At 68.9% G+C, this 18149-nt stretch carries 16 protein-coding genes and 1 riboswitch; of the genes, 12 read left to right on the top strand and 4 right to left on the bottom strand.

The window, feature by feature from the left end; translation table 11 throughout:
• Positions 1-88: 88 nt before the first annotated feature.
• The 3 genes from glpK to SB786_RS12240 all read left to right on the top strand — a co-directional run bounded on the left by glpK (position 89) and on the right by SB786_RS12240 (position 3288).
• A complete protein-coding gene (gene glpK / locus SB786_RS12250) occupies positions 89-1591 on the top strand; it encodes a glycerol kinase GlpK (protein ID WP_006757966.1) in 1503 nt (500 codons plus the stop codon).
• An 84-nt stretch (positions 1592-1675) separates the two neighbouring features.
• The gene (locus SB786_RS12245) at positions 1676-2392 is read left to right on the top strand and encodes an MIP/aquaporin family protein (protein WP_006751300.1); all 717 of its coding nucleotides are present in this window, start codon (positions 1676-1678) and stop codon (positions 2390-2392) included.
• Positions 2393-2601: 209 nt separating this feature from the next.
• A complete protein-coding gene (locus SB786_RS12240) occupies positions 2602-3288 on the top strand; it encodes an HAD family hydrolase (protein WP_410727680.1) in 687 nt (228 codons plus the stop codon).
• A gap of 90 nt (positions 3289-3378) precedes the next feature.
• On the opposite strand, the gene ribB is transcribed toward SB786_RS12240, so the two are convergent.
• The 3 genes from ribB to SB786_RS12225 all read right to left on the bottom strand — a co-directional run bounded on the left by ribB (position 3379) and on the right by SB786_RS12225 (position 6583).
• A complete protein-coding gene (gene ribB / locus SB786_RS12235) occupies positions 3379-4089 on the bottom strand; it encodes a 3,4-dihydroxy-2-butanone-4-phosphate synthase (protein ID WP_410727679.1) in 711 nt (236 codons plus the stop codon).
• A gap of 118 nt (positions 4090-4207) precedes the next feature.
• Positions 4208-4356: riboswitch (FMN riboswitch) on the bottom strand.
• Between the two features lie 167 nt (positions 4357-4523).
• Complete coding sequence (locus tag SB786_RS12230) at positions 4524-5207, bottom strand: helix-turn-helix domain-containing protein (RefSeq protein WP_410727678.1); 684 nt, start codon at positions 5205-5207, stop codon at positions 4524-4526.
• Positions 5208-5407: 200 nt separating this feature from the next.
• Positions 5408-6583, bottom strand: coding sequence for an MFS transporter (locus tag SB786_RS12225; RefSeq protein ID WP_175790882.1), 1176 nt, complete (start codon positions 6581-6583; stop codon positions 5408-5410).
• Between the two features lie 146 nt (positions 6584-6729).
• Between SB786_RS12225 and SB786_RS12220 the strand changes: the two genes are divergently transcribed.
• The 8 genes from SB786_RS12220 (at position 6730) to lnt (ending at position 15115) form a co-directional block, all read left to right on the top strand.
• Positions 6730-7662 (top strand): LysR family transcriptional regulator, encoded by a 933-nt coding sequence (locus SB786_RS12220; RefSeq protein ID WP_410727677.1) that lies wholly within the window; start codon positions 6730-6732, stop codon positions 7660-7662.
• A 279-nt stretch (positions 7663-7941) separates the two neighbouring features.
• Positions 7942-9315, top strand: coding sequence for a tRNA (N6-isopentenyl adenosine(37)-C2)-methylthiotransferase MiaB (gene miaB / locus SB786_RS12215; protein ID WP_011657871.1), 1374 nt, complete (start codon positions 7942-7944; stop codon positions 9313-9315).
• Between the two features lie 33 nt (positions 9316-9348).
• On the top strand, positions 9349-10395 hold the full coding sequence (locus SB786_RS12210) for a PhoH family protein (RefSeq protein WP_175746034.1): 1047 nt from the start codon (positions 9349-9351) through the stop codon (positions 10393-10395).
• Between the two features lie 152 nt (positions 10396-10547).
• Positions 10548-11333: an rRNA maturation RNase YbeY gene (gene ybeY / locus SB786_RS12205; protein WP_410727676.1), complete on the top strand. Its 786-nt coding sequence runs from the start codon at positions 10548-10550 to the stop codon at positions 11331-11333.
• A gap of 14 nt (positions 11334-11347) precedes the next feature.
• Positions 11348-11980, top strand: coding sequence for a gamma-glutamylcyclotransferase (locus SB786_RS12200; protein ID WP_006761375.1), 633 nt, complete (start codon positions 11348-11350; stop codon positions 11978-11980).
• Positions 11981-12036: 56 nt separating this feature from the next.
• A complete protein-coding gene (locus SB786_RS12195) occupies positions 12037-12186 on the top strand; it encodes a hypothetical protein (protein WP_410727675.1) in 150 nt (49 codons plus the stop codon).
• Positions 12187-12486: 300 nt separating this feature from the next.
• Positions 12487-13374 (top strand): HlyC/CorC family transporter, encoded by an 888-nt coding sequence (locus tag SB786_RS12190; protein ID WP_410727674.1) that lies wholly within the window; start codon positions 12487-12489, stop codon positions 13372-13374.
• A 52-nt stretch (positions 13375-13426) separates the two neighbouring features.
• Positions 13427-15115, top strand: a complete 1689-nt coding sequence (gene lnt, locus SB786_RS12185) for an apolipoprotein N-acyltransferase (RefSeq protein WP_410727673.1) — start codon at positions 13427-13429, stop codon at positions 15113-15115.
• Between the two features lie 16 nt (positions 15116-15131).
• Here the strand turns inward: lnt and SB786_RS12180 are convergent, their stop codons facing one another.
• Positions 15132-16769 carry a tetratricopeptide repeat protein gene (locus SB786_RS12180; RefSeq protein WP_410727672.1) on the bottom strand — a complete coding sequence of 546 codons (1638 nt, stop codon included), beginning with the start codon at positions 16767-16769 and terminating at the stop codon, positions 15132-15134.
• Between the two features lie 357 nt (positions 16770-17126).
• Here SB786_RS12180 and glyQ point away from each other — a divergent pair, with 357 nt between their 5' ends.
• Positions 17127-18131: a glycine--tRNA ligase subunit alpha gene (glyQ, locus tag SB786_RS12175; RefSeq protein ID WP_021161195.1), complete on the top strand. Its 1005-nt coding sequence runs from the start codon at positions 17127-17129 to the stop codon at positions 18129-18131.
• Positions 18132-18149: the final 18 nt, after the last annotated feature.

The following is an 18149-nucleotide window of genomic DNA, read 5'->3' as shown; positions in this document are numbered from 1 at the left end:
TTGTCTTACCGATGTTGATTCACCGACGCGCCGCCCGACATGCGGCGCGCATCACAACTACGCCGATCCACGGATGGAGATGAGAGACATGCAGGACCAGTACATCCTCGCGCTTGACCAGGGCACCACGAGTTCCCGCGCAATGCTGTTCGATCGCCAGGGCAATATCGTATCGATTGCCCAGAAGGAATTCGAACAGATCTACCCGCAACCCGGCTGGGTCGAGCACGACCCTCAGGAAATCTGGTCGACGCAGGCGGGCGTCGCGGCGGAAGCCGTCACGCGCACCGGCCTGAACGGCACGTCGATCGCCGCGATCGGCATCACCAACCAGCGCGAGACGACGATCGTCTGGGATCGCGAGACGGGCCAGCCCGTCTACAACGCGATCGTCTGGCAGGACCGCCGCACCGCCGACTTCTGCGATTCGCTGAAGAAGCAGGGCCTCGAAGCGAAGGTGCGCGCGAAGACCGGCCTGCCGATCGACTCGTACTTCTCCGCGACGAAGATCCGCTGGATCCTCGACAACGTGCCGGGCGCGCGCGACAAGGCGCGCCAGGGCAAGCTCGCGTTCGGCACCGTCGACAGCTGGCTCGTGTGGAACTTCACGAAGCACGAGCTGCACGTGACCGACGTGACGAACGCGTCGCGCACGATGCTGTTCAACATCCACACGCGCGAGTGGGACAGCGAGCTGCTCGAACTGCTCGACATCCCGCGCAGCATGCTGCCGGACGTGAAGGCGTCGTCGGAAATCTACGGCCACACGAAAACCACCGTATTCGCGTCGAAGATCCCGCTCGCGGGCATCGCCGGCGACCAGCACGCGGCGTTGTTCGGCCAGATGTGCACGACGTCGGGCATGGTGAAGAACACCTACGGCACCGGCTGCTTCCTGATGATGAACACCGGCGACAAGCCGATCGAGTCGAAGAACAACCTCGTCACGACGATCGCGTGGCAGATCGGCGACGACGTGCAGTACGCGCTCGAAGGCAGCATCTTCATCGCGGGCGCGGTCGTGCAGTGGCTGCGCGACGGCGTCGGCATCATCAAGACCGCCGCCGAAATCGAAGCGCTCGCCGCAAGCGTGCCGCATACCGACGGCGTCTATCTCGTGCCGGCGTTCGCCGGCCTCGGCGCGCCGCACTGGAATGCGCGGGCGCGCGGTTCGGTGTTCGGCGTGACGCGCGGCACGAGCGCCGCGCACCTCGCGCGCGCGGCGCTCGATGCGATCGCGTACCAGTCGCTCGACGTGCTGGCCGCGATGGAAGCCGATTCGGGCATCAGCATCGGCGAGCTGCGCGTCGACGGCGGCGCGAGCGCGAACGACCTGCTGATGCAGTTCCAGGCCGACCTGCTCGGCGTCGACGCGGTGCGTCCGCAGATCACCGAGACGACCGCGCTCGGTGCGGCCTACCTCGCCGGCCTCGCGATCGGCTACTGGAAGAACCTCGACGAAGTGCGCAGCCAGTGGCAGCTCGATCGCCGCTTCGCGCCGTCGATGCCGAAGGAGCAGGTCGAGCAACGCATGGCGGGCTGGCAGCGCGCGGTGCGCGCCGCCAAGGCATGGGCCGACGACACGCAGTAAGCGCAGCACACCGATACAAACGAAATACAACAACACCGGCGGACCGCGCGGCGCGCGAGTCCGCCGTCATCTACGAGAGACAACATGTCACCTTATATTGCGGAATTCATCGGCACGGCGATCCTCGTGCTGCTCGGCAACGGCGCGGTCGCAAACGTGCTGCTTGCGAAGACCAAGGGCAAAGGCGCGGATCTGATCGTGATCGTGATGGGCTGGGCGATGGCGGTGTTCGTCGCCGTCTACGTGACGGCTTCGTTCAGCGGCGCGCACCTGAACCCGATCGTCACGATCAGCCTCGCGCTCGCGGGCAAGTTCGCATGGTCGAAGGTCGGCGGCTACATTGTTGCGCAGATGCTCGGCGGGATGGCCGGCGCGTTGCTCGTGTGGCTCGCGTATCGCCAGCACTTCGCGAAGGAAGTCGATGCGGACCTGAAGCTCGCGGTGTTCTGCACGGCGCCCGCGATCCGCAGCGTCACGCACAACGTGCTGACCGAAGCGATCTGCACGTTCGTGCTGATTCTCGGCGTGCTGTACCTCGCGTCGCCGCAGGTCGGCCTCGGCGCGCTCGACGCGCTGCCGGTCGGCTTGCTCGTGCTCGGCATCGGCATCTCGCTCGGCGGCCCGACCGGCTATGCGATGAGCCCGGCGCGCGACCTGTCGCCGCGCCTGATGCATGCGCTGCTGCCGATCCCCGGCAAGCGCGACAGCGACTGGCGCTATGCGTGGGTGCCGGTGATCGGCCCGCTGCTCGGTGGCGCCGCCGCGGCCGGCCTGTATCTGCGTCTGCACGCGATGGCCTGAGCAACGTTTTACTCGAGTTCGAGCGCGCGGCAGCGGCTGCCGCGCGCTTCCGGTTCTTCCGCCTTCCTCCTCCCGCCTCTCTCCAGAAATGCTGGTCGCCGGATCGATCCGGCCGCGCAAGCAGCTCGCCGAACGGTGCGCGGCACGGCCGCGAAAGCACGTATCATGGCGGCATGATCGGCGTCGCCGACACCCGCCTTTTCACCACCATGCTCGATCACCTTATCTGCGACTGCGACGGCGTGCTCGTCGACAGCGAAGTCATTGCCGACCGCGTGCTGTTCGAAACGCTGTCCGCCACCTTCCCTCACCTCGATTTCGAAGACGCCGCGAAGTCCGCGTTCGGCCAGCAGACGTCGCGCTTTCTCGCCGGGCTCGAAGCGCATTTCGGAATCCGGATGCCGGACGACTTCATCGAGATCGTCGAACGCAACATCGAGACCGGTCTCGCGCAATCGCTCGCGCCGATCACCGGCGTGCGCGATGCGCTGCTGAAGGTCGGCCTGCCGGCCGCGGTGGTATCGAACAGCCGGCTCGTACGCGTGCGCAGCTCGCTGAAGCGCGCGTCGCTCACCGAAATCTTCGGCGATCGCGTGTTCAGCTCAGAGCAGGTCGCGCGGCCGAAGCCCTACCCCGACGTGTACCTGCATGCGGCGCACACGCTCGGCGTCGCGCCGGCGCGCTGCATCGTCGTCGAGGACAGCGTGTCGGGCCTGAACGCCGCGCGCGCGGCGGGCATGAAGACGATCGCGTTCGTCGGCGCGAGCCACATCCCCGACAACTACGCGGACGCGCTGCGCGCGATGGGTATCACGCGGATCATGCGCAGGATGGACGAACTGCCGGCGCTCGTCGCGGCCGGCCTGCGCGGCGAATTCGGCGACGTGCAGTCCTGACGAGCGGCCGCGCCGGATCGACAGGACCGGCGTGCGGCCCGATGCGCACGCCGTACCGCGCGCGCATCGGCGCGCCCGCCACACCGGCTGTCAGGCCGGTTCGCAGCAGCGCTCGCGCGCGGCCGCCAGCGCCTCGCGGAATTCCACCAGCTCCGCGATCGTCAGCATCGGCAGCCCGTGCTGCTGCGCGAAACGCTCGACGTCGTCGCCGCGCGTCATCGTGCCGTCCGGATTCATCAGCTCGCACAGCACGCCGGCTGGCTTCAAACCCGCAAGGATCGACAGGTCGACCGTCCCTTCGGTGTGACCGCGGCGCGCCAGCACGCCGCCCGGTTGCGCACGCAACGGAAACACGTGGCCCGGGCGCACGATGTCATACGGCTTCGCATCGTCGGCGGTCGCCGCGCGAATCGTCGTCACGCGGTCGGCCGCGGACACGCCGGTATGCACGCCTTCGCGCGCCTCGATCGATACGGTGAACGCGGTGCCGTTGCGGCTCTCGTTGGTCTGCACCATCGGCGGCAGCTCGAGCGCGCGGACCTTGTCGTCGGTCAGGCACAGGCACACGATGCCGCTGCACTCGCGGATCAGGAGCGCCATCGTCTCGGGGGTGATGCGCTCGGCGGCAACGATCAGGTCGGCCTCGTTTTCCCGGTCGTGATCGTCCTGCAACACGACCGCGCGGCCCGCGCGCAACGCGTCGAGCGCGGCGGCGATGCGCGGCGGCACTGGTTCGGAATCGAGCAACGGGAGATCGGCAAAGGCGTCGGCGGGTGCCGACGAAACGGACAGGAAGGACATGTGAAACGCTCCTCGCAATTTCGATTGGGGCGAAAAACGTTTCAGGGCATTGCAAACAGACAGAACGACAACCCGCTTCGCACGCACGGCGAAGCGGCCCTGACGGACATGACTATCTGCACATCTTCTCTCATCCGGACTATGACCGTCGGCTCTGGCATTCGACCAGATCTGCTGACCCCGCGCGGATGCGCGGGCGCTCGCGGGCTCGCCGGCTTTCGCCAGCCTACCGCCGGTGGGGAATTTCGCCCCGCCCTGAAGACGCACTGATTGCCGGCCGGGAGCTACCCCGGAACCGGCGGGCCAAGCATACCTCAGCTGCGCACGCCGCGCAGCGAACCACACGTAAAACCTTACTGACGACTCCGTCTAACGGCATCGTCCGAACGGCCGGCACCGGCACCGGCCTGACCGCGCCGGCACCCCGCACGCGCTCAGCCGGCCGCGTGCGCGGCGTCGGGCACCAGCCAGCGCGGCGGCACTTCGGGGCTCACCGTCACGCGGAACGCGCGCGCCTCGCTGTCGCCCGGGTTGCGCAGGCTGTACGGCTGGTCGGCGTCGAACACGATCGCGTCGCCGGTCGCGAGCAACTGGCGGCGATCGTGCACGCTGACTTCGAGCGTGCCCTCGCTGACGACCAGATTGACCGTCGTGCCGGGCGCGCGGCGCGTGCCGGGCTCCGTGTGCAGCGGCGCGATCCGCAGCTCGTGGAATTCGGCCGCGGCCGGTTCGCCCTCCGGATACAGCGCACGCGCCGAGAAACGGCCGCTCGAGCTGACGACGCGCGCCGCGCGCTCCGCCGCCAGGTGCTCGAAGCCGTTCACCGCGTGGCGGCGCAGGAAGGCGGCGACCGACACCTTCAACGCCGCGGCGATCTTGCAGAGCACCTTGATCGACGGCACGCTGCGTGCGGATTCGATCTGCGCGAGCATCGCGCGCGATACGCCGGACAGACGCGCAAGCGCATCGAGCGACAGCTGCCGCTCGGCGCGCAAGCGCGCGAGATTCACGCCGACGACCTGCTCAAGGACGTCGAGCGACGCGGACGTCCGCGCGCCGGCGGCATCGCCGGAATCGAAGGAAGACACATCGCGCACCAGCGCCAGGGGTGAAGACATAGCATGGCCTCCGGGCCGCCGTGCGGCCCTGCGAATGGGGTGAGCCGGAATCGGGTTGCGCCACGAACGGCGCGTATCGAGACGCTATCACCCGGCCCTGCCCCGGCAAACGAAGTTATCTTCACACCGTTATCAGCATCGCGGAGGAATGCGTTCCGCGCGAACGTTTTCCCGTCGCCATGGCGTCGGCGCAGCGCCGCTCAGTGCGCCGCCGGGGCCGCGCCGCGCGCCGGCGCGCGCGCATCGAGCCGCATCGCGAACCACGTGACGACGAGCGCCGCGAACGTCACCGCAACGGCGACCCACGGCAACGCATCGAGCGCGAAGCCGTGCTCCAGCGCCAGTCCGCCGAGCCACGCACCGCCCGCATTGCCGACGTTGAATGCGCCGATGTTCAGCGTCGACGCGAGATGCGGCGCGCTCGCGGCCTTCTCGACGACGCGCGCCTGCAGCGGCGGCACCGTCGCGAACGCGGCGATCCCCCACACGAACACCGTGACCGCGGCCGCGACCGGCAGGTGGCTGGTCTTCGCGAACACGGCCATCACGGCCATCAGCGCGACCAGGATCGCGATCAGCGACGGCATCAGCGCGCGGTCGGCAAGCTTGCCGCCGAGCGTGTTGCCGACCGTCAGCCCGGCGCCGAACAGCACGAGGATCAGCGCGACCGCCCGCGGCGAATAGCCGGTGACGGTTTCGAGGATCGGCGCGATGTACGTGAACACGACGAACACGCCGCCGAAGCCGAGCACGGTCATCAGCAGCGCGAGCCAGACCTGCGGCTCCTTCAGCACGCGCACTTCGTGGCCGAGGCCGACGGGCCCGCCGTCATGACGGTTCGGCACCAGCAGCGCGACGCCGCCGAGCGACAGCACGCCGAGCGCGGCGACGATCCAGAACGACGCGCGCCAGCCGAGCAACTGGCCGACGAACGTGCCGAACGGCACGCCGAGCACGTTCGACAGCGTGAGGCCCGTGAACATCAGCGCGATCGCGCTCGCGCGCTTGTCGGCCGGCACGAGCGACGCGGCGACCACCGCGCCGATCCCGAAGAAAGAGCCGTGCGCGAACGACGTGACGACGCGCGCGACCATCAGCATCGCGTAGCCGGACGCGGTCGCGCACAGCACGTTGCCGACGATGAAGATCGCCATCAGCAGCAGCAATGCGGCCTTGCGCGGCATGCGGCTCGTCAGTACCGCGAGCAGCGGCGCACCGACCGCGACGCCAAGCGCGTAGCCCGTGACGAGCAGGCCGGCCGACGGCAGCGACACAGCGAGGTCGTGCGCGACTTCGGGCAGGAGCCCCATGATGATGAATTCGGTGGTGCCGATGGCGAAGGCGCTGATCGCGAGCGCCAGTAACGGGATGGGCATGACGTTCTCCGGATGGCGGCGGACGCGGCGCCCGGTCGGTGCCGCACCGCACAAAAAGCGGGATGTGCGCGCATTGTCCCGAATACGCCTATCTTTGATAATTGGCGTGGCATTTGAACCATTTTCAAAAGATTCTGGAAAATCCAATGGATCGACTGGGCGATATCCGGCTGTTCGTCGAGGCGGCGGAACTGGGCAGCCTGACCGCGGCCGGGCGCAAGTTGAACCTCACGCCGGCCGCCGCGAGCGCGCGCCTCGCGAAGCTCGAGGCAAAGGTCGCGACGCGGCTGTTCGAGCGCTCCACCAGGCAGCTGCGGCTCACCGACGAAGGCCGCCTCTACCTGAATTGCTGCCGGCAGGCGCTGCAGGCGCTCGACGACGCGCACGCGCTGCTGCAGGAAGGCCGCAACGTGGTGGCCGGCAAGGTGCGGCTGTCGTCGACGTCCGATTTCGGCCGCAACCAGCTGCTCGACTGGCTCGATGAATTCACCACGCTGCATCCTGGCGTCACGTTCTCGCTGACGGCGTCCGATTCGGCGTCGAACCTGTGGCAGGACGAAATCGACCTCGCGATCCGCTTCGCCGCGCCGCCCGACGGCGCGTTGATCGCGCGCCGGCTCGCCGCGAACCGGCGCGTGCTGTGCGCGGCGCCGTCGTTCGTCGAGCGCCACGGCGTGCCGGCCGATCCGCATGATCTGGCCCGCTTTCCCTGCAACGTGATCACGATCGCGTCGGGGCCGATGAACACGTGGCGCTTCACGCGCGGCGACGAAGTGCAGACTCACACTGTGCCGGTGTCGAGCGCGTTCGAGACCAACGACGGCGGCCTCACCCGCGAATGGACGCTGCGCGGCCACGGCATCGCGCTGAAGTCGCTGTGGGACATCGCCGACGACGTGCGCGCCGGCCGGCTGCGCGTGCTGCTGCCCGATTGGCGACACCATGACGCGCCGCTGCACGCGATCTATCACAGCAAGCGCTACATGGCGCCGCGCGTGCGCGTGCTGCTCGACTTCCTCGCCGAACGCTTCGCGCGGGAGGAAGCGGCGCTCGACGACCTGCTGAACGCGTGCCGCTGACACTGACACCGACACGCTCGCCGCGCCGCCCTATCAGGGTCGGAGCGCGACGAATCGCGTCGCGCGGCCGCAACCCGCCGCCCGCCCGGGACGGCGCGTAAAGCTATAATGGAAAGCTTGCCCGACGGCTTCTCACGAGTGCACGACAGGCTCGCTCGACGCGCTGCGCGCGCCCCGGTCCGCCACGCGGCGCCGGCACGAGCCGCTGCACCGGCTGCAGCCGTCCCGATACACCCTTGACGACGCCCCCAGGTCAACCACTGCGAACGGCGAATCCCCATGACGAAAAAAGTTTACGTAAAGACCTTCGGCTGCCAGATGAACGAGTACGACTCGGACAAGATGGTGGACGTGCTCAATGCGGCCGAAGGCCTCGAAAAGACCGATACCCCGGAAGACGCGGACATCATCCTGTTCAACACGTGCTCGGTGCGTGAGAAGGCGCAGGAAAAGGTGTTCTCCGACCTCGGCCGCGTGCGCGAGCTGAAGGAAGCGAAGCCGGGCCTGCTGATCGGCGTCGGCGGCTGCGTCGCCAGCCAGGAAGGCGCGTCGATCGTGTCGCGCGCACCGTACGTCGACCTCGTGTTCGGCCCGCAAACATTGCACCGCCTGCCGCAGATGATCGACCAGCGCCGCGCGAGCGGCCGTGCGCAGGTCGACATCTCGTTCCCCGAGATCGAGAAGTTCGACCACCTGCCGCCCGCGCGCGTCGAGGGGCCGAGCGCGTTCGTGTCGATCATGGAAGGCTGTTCGAAGTACTGCAGCTACTGCGTCGTGCCGTACACGCGCGGCGACGAAGTGTCGCGCCCGCTCGACGACGTGCTCACCGAAGTGGCCGGCCTCGCCGACCAGGGCGTGCGCGAAGTCACGCTGCTCGGTCAGAACGTGAATGCATACCGCGGCGCACTGACGGCCGGCTCGACCGAAATCGCCGATTTCGCGACGCTGATCGAATACGTCGCCGACATCCCCGGCATCGAGCGAATCCGCTACACGACGTCGCACCCGAAGGAATTCACGCAGCGCCTGATCGACACCTACGCGAAGGTGCCGAAGCTCGTGAGCCATCTGCACCTGCCGGTCCAGCACGGCTCGGACCGCATCCTGATGGCGATGAAGCGCGGCTACACGGTGCTCGAATACAAGTCGGTGATCCGCAAGCTGCGCGCGATCCGCCCGGACCTGTCGCTGTCGACCGACATGATCGTCGGCTTCCCCGGCGAGACCGAGGAGGATTTCGACAAGATGATGGCGCTCGTGCACGAGATGAGCTACGACACCAGCTTCTCGTTCATCTACAGCCCGCGCCCCGGCACGCCGGCCGCGAACCTGCACGACGACACGCCGCGCGAGGTCAAGCTCAAACGCCTGCAACATCTGCAGGCGACCATCGAGGAAAACGTCGCGCGCATCAGCCGGTCGATGGTTGGGAAGGTCGAGCGGATCCTCGTCGAGGGCCCGTCGCGCAAGGATCCGAACGAACTGTCGGGCCGCACCGAGAACAACCGGGTCGTGAATTTCCCGGCGCCGCTCGCGTCGCACCCGCGCCTGATCGGCCAGATGATCGACGTGAAGATCAACCATGCGTACCCGCATTCGCTGCGCGGCGAGCTGCTGCTCGTGAGCGACGACGCGAGCGCGGCCACCCACTGACCGACTGACGCCCGACAGGAGCCCGACGCTACTTTGAAGACCGTCCAAGCACTGGAATTTACCGCGCCGCGCGAAGACAACGCGCGCCTCGCCAACCTCTGCGGCCCGCTCGACGAGAACCTGCGGCAGATCGAACAGGCACTCGACGTCACGCTCGCGCGGCGCGGCCACCGGATCACGATCCGCGGGCGCGGCGCGAAGCTCGCGCTCGCGGCGCTCGAGAACTTCTACAACCGCTCGCGCGATCCGCTGTCGGTCGACGATATCCAGCTCGCGCTGGTTGAAGTGCGTCACACCGCCGGCAACGGCCGCCAGGACACGCTCGACGTGCGCTTTCGCGGCGACCCGGACCATCCGTTCGACGAACCGGCCGTGCAGCTCGACGACGCAGGGCCCGACGAGGAACCTGGACCGAAGCTGTACACGCGGCGCGCCGACCTGCGCGGGCGCACGCCCGCCCAGCGCGAGTACCTGAAGCAGATCCTGTCGCACGACGTGACGTTCGGCATCGGGCCGGCCGGCACCGGCAAGACCTACCTCGCGGTCGCGTGCGCGGTCGACGCGCTCGAGCGCGACCAGGTCAAGCGGATCGTGCTCACGCGCCCAGCTGTAGAGGCCGGCGAGCGGCTCGGCTTCCTGCCGGGCGATCTCGCGCAGAAGGTCGACCCGTACCTGCGGCCGCTGTACGACGCGCTGTACGACCTGCTCGGCTTCGACAAGACGGCGAAGATGTTCGAGCGCCAGATGATCGAGATCGCGCCGCTCGCGTACATGCGCGGCCGCACGCTGAACCACGCGTTCATCATCCTCGACGAGGCGCAGAACACGACGCCCGAGCAGATGAAGATGTTCCTCACGCGGATCGGCTTCGGCTCGAAGGCCGTCGTCACCGGCGACACGAGCCAGGTCGACCTGCCGCGCGGGCACAAGAGCGGCCTCGTCGAGGCGCAGCAAGTGCTCGGCGGCGTGCGCGGCATCGCGCTCACGCGCTTCACGAGCGTGGACGTCGTGCGTCATCCGCTCGTCGCGCGCATCGTCGAGGCGTACGACGACTTCCACGCGCAGCACAAGGACGCGTGACGCACGGGCGGCGCCCGCGTGCCGCACCGGCCCACGGCCCGGCCCGCCCGACGGCGCGCCGGGCTTTTTTTCGTCCGCGCGCGGGCGCTCCGAATTCGGGAGCGATCGGCCGTTTGGTGTATCCTCAACGCGTTCCAATCGCCGCACCCGTCATGAAATCTTCCCGTTCTCGCAAGTCCGGGCGCGACCAGTCCGCCGCGCCCGATTCCCCCCGTCTTTCGCTGTTCGATGCGAAGGGCAAGGCCCGGACCGTCGCCGCACAAGGGCTGCGAATCGACTTCCCGGACGGCCGCAGCCTGATGTTCGACCTGTCGGGCAGCTCGGGCGACACGGCCGTCGCGATCGTCGCGCAGCACAACGATCCGGCGATGCGCGCGAAACTCGCGCTGCAGCCCGAGCATTACGACAGCGTAACCCTCCACGTGGGTGCCGAGCCCGCACCGCGCGACGAGGAAATCGCGGAAATGGCGAACGAGCCGCGCGAGCTCGAGTTCGACCTGTCCGTGCAGTACGGCGACGAAATCACCGGCGACGTCCGCAAGGCTTGCCCCAAGCGCAAGCTGATCGCCGAATGGATCGAGCCGGCGCTGTTCTCGAGCGCGCAGCTCACCGTGCGCTTCGTCGGCGAGGAAGAAGGCCGCACGCTGAACGACGGCTACCGCCACAAGGACTACCCGACCAACGTGCTGACCTTCGCGTACGATCCGGCGCCCGACGGCACCGTGATCGGCGACCTCGTGCTGTGCTGCCCCGTCGTCGAGAAGGAAGCGCACGAACAGGGCAAGCCGCTCGCGGCCCACTACGCGCACCTGCTGGTGCACGGCGCACTGCACGCGCAGGGCTACGATCACGAGACGAGCGACGAGGACGCCGCCGAAATGGAAGCGCTCGAAGTCGCCATCCTCGCGAAGCTGGGCTTCCCGAACCCGTACCAGTAAGAGCCGTCCGCGCCATGCGCCACGCCGCGATGCTGCCGCCCGCCTACCCGCCGTCGATCGGCGAGGGACGGCTGCTGACGCAAGACGAACTCGCGGCGTCGCTCGCGCACACGATGCGCGACTGGGACGGCCAGCAGGATCTCTGGCTGTTCGGCTATGGCTCGCTGATCTGGAACCCCGGGCTGCCGACCGTCGCCGCCGTGCGCGGCAAGGTACACGGCTACCATCGCGGGCTCTACCTGTGGTCGCGCGTGAACCGCGGCACGCCCGAACGTCCGGGCCTCGTGCTCGCGCTCGATCGCGGCGGCTCGTGCTCGGGCATCGCATTCCGGCTCGCCGGCCCGACCGCGCAGCCGCATCTCGAGACGTTGTGGAAACGCGAGATGCCGATGGGCTCGTACCGGCCCGCGTGGCTGCCGTGCTCGCTCGAGACCGGCGAGCGCGTGAACGCGCTGGCCTTCGTGATGCGCCGCGACGCGCCCACCTATACGGGCAAGCTGACCGACCCCGTCGTGAAGGAAGTGTTCGGCTGCGCGGCCGGCCGCTACGGCACGACGCTCGACTACGTGAGCCGCACCGTGGAGGCGCTGCGCGCGAGCGGCATCCCCGATCGCGCGCTGGAAGGGCTGCTCGCACGATGCCGGTGACGTTCGACGGGCCGGCGCGCGCCACCCCCACGCATGCGAAAGGAGGCGCCATGCCCATGAAATCGTCACGCAGATCGCGCGGCGCGCTGGCCGCGCTGCTCGTCGCCGCGAGCGTCGCGCTGTCCGGCTGCGGCATCCTGGGCTGCGGCGGCGCCGCGACCAACGGCGCGGCGGCCGGCGGCTGCTCGGCCGGCATGCGCTTCTGAATTTCCGAGCCTGCGCGGGCCAGCCCGGCCCGCCAGGCCCGCGACGAAATGCCGCCGGCCCCGGCCGCCCAGCCGGTCGCCGTTGCGCCCCGCTTTTTTGCCGCCGCTGCCCCGGCGCGTCGTTCTGAGATAGGATGGATACGAAGGACGGCGGCGCCCGGCGCGGCCGTTCCCGAGCGGGGCACGCGCACTCCGCCTGCCCCCGGCCGGACGGCCGGGGTGACACGGCCGCGCCATGCCCTTGGTGTATCCTTGCCTACTCCGTGACCGCGCGCCCCGGCATGACCCGGGCGCACCACCATGAACGATTCGTATCCCAGTCGTAAGCTCACCGACAAACCGCAAGAAAAGCGCTCGCTGCTCGAGCGCCTGACCGACTTCATCTCGCCCGAGCCGGAATCCCGGACCGAGCTGCTGGAAATCCTCCAGGACGCCCACGAACGCAACCTGATCGACGCCGATTCGCTGTCGATGATCGAAGGCGTGTTCCAGGTGTCCGACCTGTGCGCCCGCGACATCATGGTGCCGCGCGCGCAGATGGACGCGATCAACATCGCCGACAAGCCGGAAGACTTCATCCCGTTCGTCCTCGAGAAAGCGCACTCGCGCTACCCCGTGTACGAGGAGAACCGCGACAACGTGATCGGCGTGCTGCTCGCGAAAGACCTGCTGCGCTTCTATGCCGAAGAGGAATTCGACGTGCGCGGGATGCTGCGCCCCGCCGTGTTCATTCCCGAATCGAAGCGCCTGAACGTGCTGCTGCACGACTTCCGCGTGAACCGCAACCACCTCGCGATCGTCGTCGACGAATACGGCGGCGTCGCGGGCCTGATCACGATCGAGGACGTGCTCGAGCAGATCGTCGGCGACATCGAGGACGAATACGACTTCGACGAAGAGGCCGGCAACATCATCTCGGGGCCGGAGGGCCGCTACCGCGTGCGCGCGCTCACCGAGATCGAACAGTTCAACGAATCGTTCGGCACCGACTTCCCCGACGACGAGGTCGACACGATCGGCGGCCTGATCACCCATCATTTCGGCCGCGTGCCGCACCGCGGCGAGAAGCTGCAGCTCGGCAACCTCGTGTTCGAGATCCAGCGTGGCGATGCGCGCCAGATCCACGTGCTGCTGGTGCGCCGCAACCCGCACGCGAGCCGCCGCGCCGAAACCTCGCACGAAGACTGACCGTCTCGCGCCGGCCGCGTCTCCTTCAACCGCTCGCCCCCTTTCGCTTCACATGGACGATCCGATCCCGTCCCGCCCGGCTGGCGGCCTTCTCGCGCCGGCGCCCGGCCGCGCGCTGCCGCGCTGGCACTATCCGGCCGCGCTGCTCGCCGGCGCGGCCAATACGCTCGGCTTCGCCCCGACCCCGCACGGCGGCTGGCTGCAGCTCGTCGTATTCGTCTGGTTTTTCGCGCAACTCACCCGCACGTCGAGCTGGCGCGGCGCCGCGCTCACCGGCGGCGCGTTCGGCTTCGGCAACTTCATCACCGGCGTGTGGTGGCTCTACATCAGCATGCACGTGTACGGCGAGATGGCCGCGCCGCTCGCGGGCGGCGCGCTGGTGCTGTTCTCGCTGTACCTGTCGCTGTACCCGGCGTTCTCCGCCGGGCTGTGGTCGTTCTGCGCGGGCCATGCGTGGCATCGCCGCGAAGCCGACCCGCGGCCGTTCTCGCCGACCTGGCACGGCGCGTTCGCGTTCGCAAGCGCGTGGGCGCTCGGCGAATGGCTGCGCGGCACCGTGTTGACCGGCTTTCCGTGGCTCGCGAGCGGCTATCCGCAGGTCGACGGCCCGTTCGCGGGCTTCGCGCCGGTGGTCGGCGTGTACGGGATCGGCTGGGTGCTCGCGCTGTTCGCCGCGCTGGTCGTGCAGGCGCTCGTCGCCGCGCGCCGGTCGCCCGCCCCTGAACGCGCCGGCGGCAACGCAAGCATCCGCATCGCCGCGCCGGCCGGCGTCGCCGTCGCGCTCGTCGCGGCCGGCATCGGGCTGTCGCAGGCCACGTGGACCGTGCCCGCGAACGCGCCGCTCAGCGTGCGGCTGCTGCAGGGCAACGTGAAGCAGGACATCAAGTTCGAGCAGGAGGGCATCGACGCGGCGATCAAGATGTACCAGCAGATGATCGTCGAAAAACCCGCCGACCTGATCGTCACGCCGGAGACCGCGATCGCGGTGATGATCCAGGAGCTGCCCGAGCCGTTCGCCGTCGCGATCCGCAAGTTCAGCGACACGACAGGCTCGGCCGTGCTGTTCGGCGCGGTCGGCGCGTCGGTGACGCCGGAGGGCCGCTACGTCGACTACACGAACAGCCTGTACGGCGTGACGCCGCATTCGCGCGACATCTATCACTACGACAAGCACCATCTGGTGCCCTTCGGCGAATTCATCCCGTGGGGCTTCCGGTGGTTCGTCGACCTGATGAAGATGCCGCTCGGCGACTTCGCGCGCGGCGCGCCGGTGCAGAAGCCGTTCCTCGTGCACAACCAGCCGGTGATGGCCGACATCTGCTACGAGGACTTGTTCGGCGAGGAAATCGCCGCGACGATTCGCAACAATCCGCAGCCGCCCGGCGTGCTCGTCAACGTGACGAACCTCGCGTGGTTCGGCGATACGATCGCGCTCGACCAGCATCTGCAGATCGCGCGGATGCGCGCGCTCGAAACGGGCCGGCCGATGCTGCGCGCGACCAATACCGGGATGACGGCCGCGATCGACGCGCACGGCCGCGTGCTCGGCCAGCTGAAACCGTTCACGATCGGCTCGCTCGACCTGCGGATCGAAGGCACGAGCGGCTTCACGCCGTACGTGACGAGCGGCAACAACGCCGTGCTCGCGGTATCGCTGGTGCTGCTCGCGTTCGGCTTCACGTTCGGGCCGGCCCTGCGCCGCCGCAACGGCTCGAAGGCCGGCGACGACCCCAACGCGTGACGCAACGGCCGGCCGCTCAGGCCGGCCGCCTGGCCTCCGCTGCCAGCCCGCGCAGATCCCGCCCGAGCGCGTCCATCACCGGCGCCCATGCGCCGAACGTCGGCTGCCGGTACAGCGTGGCGCTCGGATACCACGGGCTGTCGGTGCGTTCGAGCAGCCACGGCCAGTGCGGATTCACGTCGAGCAGCACCCAGGTGCGCGCGCCCAGTGCGCCCGCCAGATGCGCGACCGACGTGCATACCGTGATCACCAGATCCAGCGCGCCGATGAACGCGGCCGTATCGTCGAAACTCTTCAGTTCCGCCGTGCGGTCGTCGATCGCGAAACCGGCCGCGCGCGCCGCGGCGACATCCGCGTCCGCGCCCGGCTGCAGCGAATGGAACGTGACGCCGTCGATACCGCGAAACGCATCGGCGTAGCGATCGAGCCCGACGCGCCGGAACGGGTTGCGCTGGTGTCCCGGACTGCCCGTCCAGACGAGCCCCACCTTTAATCGGCCATCGCCCGCGAGCCGCGCGCGCCACGCGTCGCGCGCGTGGCGGTCGGCATGCAGGTACGGCACCGACTCGCCGAGCGTCGACGTCTCCATCCCGAGCATCAGCGGCAAGCCGATCAACGGCACCTCGTAGTCGAATGCGGGCAGTTCGTCAACGCCGCCGCCCGCGCTGAACGCGTCCGCATGCGCACCGAGGCTGCGCTGCATCAGCGTGCCCACCTGCGGAAACGTGTTCCACGCGAGCCGGCCGCCCTCGCGGTGCACGCGCTCGGCGAGCGGCGCGACGAAGCGCGCGAACTGCAGCACGTCGCCGAGCCCCTGCTCGCCCCACACGAGCAGCGTCTTGCCCGCGAGCGGCTCGCCCTGCCAGCGCGGGCCCGGCAGCGCCGGCCGGCGCCCGCGCAGCTCGCCCGCACCGTCCCAGCGCGCCTCGTGGCCGCGCCAGCCGGCCGCGTAGTTGCCGCGCACGAGTTGAATGATCGCGAGGTTGAAACGGAACGACGCGTCGTCGGGCGCCAGCTCGCATGCACGCGCCGCATAGCGCTCGGCGTCGTCCCAGCGCTGCGCTTCCTTCATCGCCATCGCGATGTTGTTCAGCGCGAGCGCGTTGTCGGGCGCGATCTGCGCGAGCCGCGCCGCACCCGCGAGCGCGCCGTCGAGGTCCTGTGCCGCGAGCCGCGCGACGACCAGGTTGATCCACGCCTGCACGTCGTGCGGATCGGCCTCCACGGCCGCGTCGAGCAGCGCGATTTCCTCGTTGCGGTCGCCGCCCGACAGCCGCAGCGCGATCGCGAGGTTGTTGCGCAGCGACGGCCAGCGCGGATCGAGCGCATAGGCGGCGCGATACGGCGCGACGGCCTCGGCGTGACGGCCGAGCATCTGCAGCACGTAGCCGTGATTGAAACGGGCACCGGCGCCCGGATGCACGCGCACCGCGCATTCGGCCAGCGCGAGCGCGTCGGCCGTGCGCTGTCGCGCGACGAGCGCCGAGGTGAGCTGCGCGAGCGCGGCCATGTCGACCGCGTGCAGATGGCCGGCGGCGGCGAGCCAGAGCGTGTGCGCATCGTGCTCGCCGCGCGCGTGCGCATCGGCGGCCTGCCCGAGCATTGCGAGCAGCGGCGGGATCAGCGGAATGAGGAGGTCGTTCGAATCGTCCATGCGGTCCGGAGTGGGCAATCGGTCACGCGGCAGGCGTCGCGCGCGCCGCAATACGCGCATCTTAACGCCCGTGCAAAGCGGTGCGGCAGCCGACGCGACAAGCGCATCGCAACGCCGCACAAGCGAGCGCGCCGCGCGCGCCGACAACCCCGCGCACCGGCTTCGCACGGGTCGCCGGAACGCCGCCGGGGCATCGCCGACGGCCCCTTCGTCCGCGTTCCGGCCGCATCCGGTCGCCGATCCGGTAAAATTGCACGTTTCAGCACACTAACAAGCCGCGCCGCCGCGCGAGCCGACCCTCCGGGCCCCGCCCGGAGCGCCGTTCGCAACGGAGCGCCAGCGCCACGAAGGCTCTTCATGCTTACGTTTCAGCAAATCATCCTGACGCTGCAGTCCTATTGGGACAAGCAGGGTTGCGCCCTGCTCCAGCCCATCGACATGGAAGTCGGCGCGGGCACGTCGCACGTCCACACGTTCCTGCGCGCGGTCGGCCCCGAGCCGTGGCGCGCCGCCTACGTGCAGCCGTCGCGCCGCCCGAAGGACGGCCGCTACGGCGAGAACCCGAACCGCCTGCAGCATTACTACCAGTACCAGGTCGTGCTCAAGCCGGCGCCGGAGAACATCCTCGACCTGTACCTCGGCTCGTTGGAAGCGCTCGGCTTCGACCTGCAGCAGAACGACGTGCGCTTCGTCGAGGACGACTGGGAGAACCCGACGCTCGGCGCGTGGGGCCTCGGCTGGGAAGTGTGGCTGAACGGGATGGAAGTCACGCAGTTCACGTATTTCCAGGAAGTCGGCGGCCTCGAATGCAAGCCGGTGCTCGGCGAAATCACGTACGGCCTCGAGCGCCTCGCGATGTACCTGCAGAAGGTCGAGAACGTGTACGACCTGGTCTGGACCGAGTGGGAAGAGCAAGGCCCGAACGGCCCCGAGCTGCGCCGCCTGTCGTACGGCGACGTCTACCACCAGAACGAGGTCGAGCAGTCCACCTACAACTTCGAGCACGCGAACGTCGACCTGCTGTTCACGTTCTTCAACAGCTACGAAGCGGAAGCGAAGAAGATGATCGACGCGCAGCTCGCGCTGCCCGCGTACGAACTCGTGCTGAAGGCCGGCCACACGTTCAACCTGCTCGATGCGCGCGGCGCGATCTCGGTCACCGAACGCGCGGCCTACATCGGCCGCATCCGCGCGCTGTCGCGTCTCGTCGCACAGGCTTACTACGACTCGCGCGAGAAGCTCGGCTTCCCGATGCTCGGCAACCCGCCGGGCGTGCCGGGCCTCACCACCGACGCCCAGGACGCCGCGCAGCCGGCATGGGCGCCGCCGCTCAAGGTCGAACGCAAGATCGATCAGGACTGACGAGACGAGATTTATTCC

Origin of the sequence: Burkholderia sp. SIMBA_062 (genome assembly GCF_046534765.1) — a bacterium.
GTDB lineage: Bacteria > Pseudomonadota > Gammaproteobacteria > Burkholderiales > Burkholderiaceae > Burkholderia > Burkholderia ambifaria.
Note: the sequence above shows the minus strand (reverse complement) of the source record. Positions and strands in the feature narration are given on the sequence as shown.

Coding starts and splice junctions, on each gene's coding strand:
- glpK (WP_006757966.1), top strand. CDS start 89: ATGCAGGACCAGTACATCCTCGCGCTTGACCAGGGCACCACGAGTTCC.
- SB786_RS12245 (WP_006751300.1), top strand. CDS start 1,676: ATGTCACCTTATATTGCGGAATTCATCGGCACGGCGATCCTCGTGCTG.
- SB786_RS12240 (WP_410727680.1), top strand. CDS start 2,602: ATGCTCGATCACCTTATCTGCGACTGCGACGGCGTGCTCGTCGACAGC.
- ribB (WP_410727679.1), bottom strand. CDS start 4,089: ATGTCCTTCCTGTCCGTTTCGTCGGCACCCGCCGACGCCTTTGCCGAT.
- SB786_RS12230 (WP_410727678.1), bottom strand. CDS start 5,207: ATGTCTTCACCCCTGGCGCTGGTGCGCGATGTGTCTTCCTTCGATTCC.
- SB786_RS12225 (WP_175790882.1), bottom strand. CDS start 6,583: ATGCCCATCCCGTTACTGGCGCTCGCGATCAGCGCCTTCGCCATCGGC.
- SB786_RS12220 (WP_410727677.1), top strand. CDS start 6,730: ATGGATCGACTGGGCGATATCCGGCTGTTCGTCGAGGCGGCGGAACTG.
- miaB (WP_011657871.1), top strand. CDS start 7,942: ATGACGAAAAAAGTTTACGTAAAGACCTTCGGCTGCCAGATGAACGAG.
- ybeY (WP_410727676.1), top strand. CDS start 10,548: ATGAAATCTTCCCGTTCTCGCAAGTCCGGGCGCGACCAGTCCGCCGCG.
- SB786_RS12200 (WP_006761375.1), top strand. CDS start 11,348: ATGCGCCACGCCGCGATGCTGCCGCCCGCCTACCCGCCGTCGATCGGC.
- SB786_RS12195 (WP_410727675.1), top strand. CDS start 12,037: ATGAAATCGTCACGCAGATCGCGCGGCGCGCTGGCCGCGCTGCTCGTC.
- SB786_RS12190 (WP_410727674.1), top strand. CDS start 12,487: ATGAACGATTCGTATCCCAGTCGTAAGCTCACCGACAAACCGCAAGAA.
- lnt (WP_410727673.1), top strand. CDS start 13,427: ATGGACGATCCGATCCCGTCCCGCCCGGCTGGCGGCCTTCTCGCGCCG.
- SB786_RS12180 (WP_410727672.1), bottom strand. CDS start 16,769: ATGGACGATTCGAACGACCTCCTCATTCCGCTGATCCCGCCGCTGCTC.
- glyQ (WP_021161195.1), top strand. CDS start 17,127: ATGCTTACGTTTCAGCAAATCATCCTGACGCTGCAGTCCTATTGGGAC.